General features: G+C 40.2%; 3 protein-coding genes. 1 reads left to right on the forward strand and 2 read right to left on the reverse strand.

Annotated features, from left to right (window positions below):
• Positions 1-163: 163 nt before the first annotated feature.
• Positions 164-1849, reverse strand: coding sequence for a glycosyltransferase family 39 protein (locus F6K52_RS32515; protein ID WP_293088635.1), 1686 nt, complete (start codon positions 1847-1849; stop codon positions 164-166).
• 276 nt (positions 1850-2125) lie between these two features.
• Positions 2126-3325, reverse strand: a complete 1200-nt coding sequence (locus F6K52_RS32520) for a glycosyltransferase (RefSeq protein ID WP_293088637.1) — start codon at positions 3323-3325, stop codon at positions 2126-2128.
• Positions 3326-4137: 812 nt separating this feature from the next.
• Between F6K52_RS32520 and F6K52_RS32525 the strand changes: the two genes are divergently transcribed.
• Positions 4138-4796: glycosyltransferase family 2 protein (locus F6K52_RS32525; RefSeq protein ID WP_293088639.1), on the forward strand; the 659-nt coding region annotated here is incomplete at its 3' end.

Raw genomic sequence — 4796 nt, forward strand, 5'->3', positions numbered from 1 at the left:
CAGCTATCAGCTATCAGCTATCAGCTATCAGCTATCAGCTATCAGCTATCAGCTATCAGCTGTTCCCATAGCGTGAGGTTTTAGCTGACGGCTGACGGCTGACGGCTGACGGCACCTCAAGTAGCGTGCGCGTAGCGCTTAAGCTAAATGCTGCTTAGGTTTATTACTTTACTAGTTTCCACAGAAACGTTTTAATTTCGTAAGTTGGTTCAAGTTTATGGTTCCATTTGCCAATAAGTTCTGATTTATAGTTGTATTGTTTCTCGATTTTTTGTCGCAACTCCCTAGATGGATTATATAAAAATACATCACTGAATTCATCGGTATTTTTGGGGATGATTAACTGTTTGCTTTTTTCGCCATTAGGCATCTTTACGGATTTCTGGCTTAACCAGCAAAACTTCACTTTGGGGTCGAGAAGGTAAGACAGGGATATAACTTCCAGACTTTTTGTCAGCAATAGCGGTTCGTCAGCCTGGTTAATAATTGCTGCTACCTGGGTATGGTTAGCACTAGTATACTTGTTCCACCAAAATTCCGCTTGAGAACTGATCACACAGGAGACAATTCCACCAGACAGTAGTAAAATCATTCCGAGTCGCCATAGCTTCTGTTGCCATACTCCCTGAAAAATGCTAGTTATTTTGTTAGTTATTTTGTTAGTAAATAGGTAAGCAACTGCTAGCTGAATACCAAGATAACAGGGAATTAGATAGCGAGTTACACTAGAACGCTTACCTCCGGAAATTAGATCCGGTAGCACTAGGGCTAAGGCGGTAACTCCAATTAATGTCAAGATGAATAGACTAACTCGTTTGGGACTATGACGACAAAGAAAGTATATGGCATAGCCCACTAGGATTAAGATTATTACAGAGACTACTACACTGGGGAAATTCAAGCCTTGGTTGATATCAAAGAAACTCCGATTAATATTAATCAGCCAGGTTTGGGCTAATGATGATAAAGGAACTTCTTGGAGTGCCCATTTGGTTTTGCTGGATACTTTAGAAAGGTTACTGTTAGAAACCAGTAACCAAGGAACAAATACCATCAAAGCCATTAACGATGATATCCCATAGTAAACCAGAATTTTACTAAAGCGGAACCGTTCTGTTACTAGTACATAGATGCCATGGCTGATGGCTACTAAAATAGAAAATAAAAATGTATAAAATCCTGTCACTAACGTGAGGGCGTAAATTCCCCAGGTAGAGATAAAGTGTAGGATATCTCTAATCTTATTAGTCGTGTTTCTTCGTTTGGTTAACCGTATTGCCCGTAACAGTGCTGCACTTGATACCAAAATAGTTAAGCCCCATAAGCCATACTGTCTTGCTGCTTGGGCATACAAGACCTGAAAGGGAGAAACGGCAACTAAGGCCATAGCTACCCATCCCACCAAGGACGACTCGAATAATTCTTGACATAACCAATAGATAGCAGGAAACACCAGCAAGCTAATCAGAGCTGAAAAACTTCTCTTCACTGCTACTGAATTCCCAAATAACTGCGACCAAAATCGCGCCATTACGTAATATAATGGGGGATGTTGAGGTTCTTCAAATGCTAATCCCTTAATGGTACCAATCAGTTTTTTTTCTGGATTTGTCTGCTGATACTTGTGTAATTCTTTAATAGCGATCGCATCCCCATTGGAAATTTCTGGTATCATGTCTGACAATCGATAACCAGAAATCCGTAGCGAGGTAAAGGTTTCATCAATCCAGTAGGTTTTTTGGTCAATATTTACGAATCGAAACACTATCCCTAGCATCAACAGGATAATAATTAAAAGCCCTAACCAAGTTGATGTAAATCTACGAGTTTTCTGCAATTTGTTTACCATATATAGCAATTATAATACTTGTGAGGTACACAATTTCTAGATTTTAGGGAACAGGGAGCAGGGAGCAGGGAGCAGGCAATAGGCAATAGGCAATAGGCAAGAGGCAAGAGGCAAACAATTTTGTGTACCTCATGAGTTCTATAAACGCTATCTTGTTATGAAGTACATTAAATTTTATTACCCCTAAAACCTAAAACCTAAAACCTAAAACCTAAAACCTAAAACCTAAAACCTTTTGCTGTTGACGGTCAACAGTCAACAATTAACTGGTTATCGTTATTTTTGCGTCACTCGCCAGTTGAGTTTTAGATTAATCCAGAAATTCCAGAAAGTAACGGCTGCGATCGCAATACCATTTGCCATCAGATAGTTAATTCCCAGGAGATTAAACAACAGATTCAACAACAGCACATTTAGGCACAAACCGATCAAACAGACCAGGTTAAACTTCAAAAACCGTTTCAAGCGCTTACCCCATCCCCACTGCTGACTCGCTATATCCTTAAAGGTCCAGGCATCATTCCAAATAAAGTTATTCATAATGGCCGCTTCAGCAGCAATAATTTTACTGCGGGTGAGTCCCCAACCCAAACTAGCAGGGTCATGGAGTAAGTAAAGCACAGTCATATCCACAAATACCCCACTGAATCCTACTAACCCAAAACGAATAAACCGCTCTAAAGGGAAGGGAATGCGTTTTCTAAGTTGACCAATGGTTCCGAGAGAAAACCTTAACCGGAGTAAGTGTCTAATATAGTCTAAATACTGTTTCCAGGTAACTTTGCTCTCTCCTGAGAGTCTCTCTTGAAATACATAGCCAACTTCTGCAATCCGACGAATTTTTCCCCTAGCTAGTACTTCAATTAGAATCTTGTAACCCAGAGGATTGAGGTCTTTTTCATTAATGGCACTACGGCGTACCATAAAATAACCGCTCATCGGGTCAGAAACACGACCGATAACCTCTGGTAAAATCGATAATCCTAAAAGTTGAGCACCTCTGGATAAGAAACGCCTCACTACACTCCAATCACTAACACCACCATCCTCTACATGACGACTGGCAATGGCGATATCGGCTCCATCCTCCATTGCTACCAAAAGTTTTAATAATATTTCTGGTGGATGCTGTAAATCCCCATCAATTACCCCCAAAATTTTTCCAGTACCTGCTTTCCAGCCTTGAATAACTGCTGTAGATAACCCCCTTTCATGCTGACGGCGAATTACCTGTAACTGTGGATAGTCCGAGATTAGAGCCTGGGCTATTTCCCAGGTACGATCGGGACTATCGTCATCTACAACAATCAGTTCGTATTGGTTTGGTATAGCTTCATCGAGCAAATTGCTCAGGATTCTAATTAGCTCCCCGATGTTTCTACTCTCGTTATAGGTCGGAATTACCAAGGATAAGGAAGAATCACCAAGGTGAGATTCTTCTGGTGTTATGTAGTCATTACTGGTATCCAAAGACATACTCTCTTGGTTGATGGATTTTTGGTTGGTTAATGGTATTAGATGTTAGCTGTTAGATGTTAGCTGTTAGATGTTAGCTGTTAGGTTTTGGGTTTTAGTACTTAATCTCTAGGCTCCTTAATCTAAGGGTGCTACCAAGCTTATTGCATTAGTCATTAGTTTAGTTATTAGTTATTAGTCATTAGTTATCAGTCATTAGTCCAAATACGTAAGCTATCAGCTATCAGCTATCAGCTATCAGACCAATTAAAGTAGGGTGGGCAAAGTAGTGTAATCTAGAATACTCACGCATAAGCAAACTGTTTTTGCCCACCCTACAAGCTATCAGCCAAAGTATGACGGCTGACCGCACCTCAAGTAGCGTGAGCCTTTATCTCACGGCACCTCAAGCAGCGTGCGCGTAGCGCATATGCTTACCAAAATACTAATCAGCAACGACTCCCCAATCAGCCTTGAGCGTAATGGTTTAGTAGTTGCTCTATGTTGCTCTATGTTGTTCTATTTAGTTGATCTATTTATAATCCTACAGTAGAATTATACTAATTTATTCAGGGTGTCAAGTAGTCAACCTCAAACCTGTATATAAATCTTTGTGTTGCCCTGAATTTGAGGGATAAATCCCAGCTAATCACGGGCAAAATTTGCATAACTTTATTTATGTAACCAAGGTTATGTAAAGATTTAGTGAAGTGTTTAGTGGCTCAACCTCTCTACTTAACTCAAGGCTAGGGAAATTGGGCGGGGATTATATAAATATTATGTAAAGTTTTAAGTTAATCAAATTATTTGCTTATTAGTTAAGGTTTAAGCTTATGAAGCTAAGTGTTGTAATACCCTGTTTTAACGAAGTCAACACAATTGCTAATGTTATTGAAGCTGTGAAAGCATCTCCCGTTAAAGAGTGTGAAATTATTGTTGTTGATGACTACTCAACCGATGGCACTAGAGAGATTCTAGAGTCATCACTGCAATCCCACATTGACCATGTTGTCTATCATCACAAGAATCGGGGTAAAGGAGCTGCGTTACGGACTGGCTTTGGCTTGGCTACTGGAGATATCGTAATCGTTCAAGACGCTGATTTAGAGTATGATCCCCAGGAATATCCTTTGTTAATGCAGCCGATTGTTGATGGCAAAGCAGATGTGGTTTATGGCTCCCGCTTTGCTGGTGGTGGTCCTCATCGAGTAGTGTACTACTGGCATATGGTGGGCAATAAATTTTTAACCATGCTCTCCAATATGTTTACCAATATTAACCTTACCGATATGGAAACCTGCTATAAGGCATTCCGGCGTGAACTTATCCAATCTATCAAAATCCAAGAATCTCGGTTTGGCTTTGAACCGGAAATTACTGCTAAGGTTGCTAAAAAGAAATGCCGTATCTATGAAGTAGGAATATCTTACTATGGTCGCACTTACGAAGAAGGTAAAAAAATTGGCTGGAGGGATGAGACCGCATCCCAAAA

This window comes from Moorena sp. SIO3H5, from assembly GCF_010692395.1.
In the GTDB taxonomy this organism is placed as follows: Bacteria; Cyanobacteriota; Cyanobacteriia; order Cyanobacteriales; family Coleofasciculaceae; genus Moorena.

Coding starts and splice junctions, on each gene's coding strand:
- F6K52_RS32520 (WP_293088637.1), bottom strand. CDS start 3,325: ATGTCTTTGGATACCAGTAATGACTACATAACACCAGAAGAATCTCAC.
- F6K52_RS32515 (WP_293088635.1), bottom strand. CDS start 1,849: ATGGTAAACAAATTGCAGAAAACTCGTAGATTTACATCAACTTGGTTA.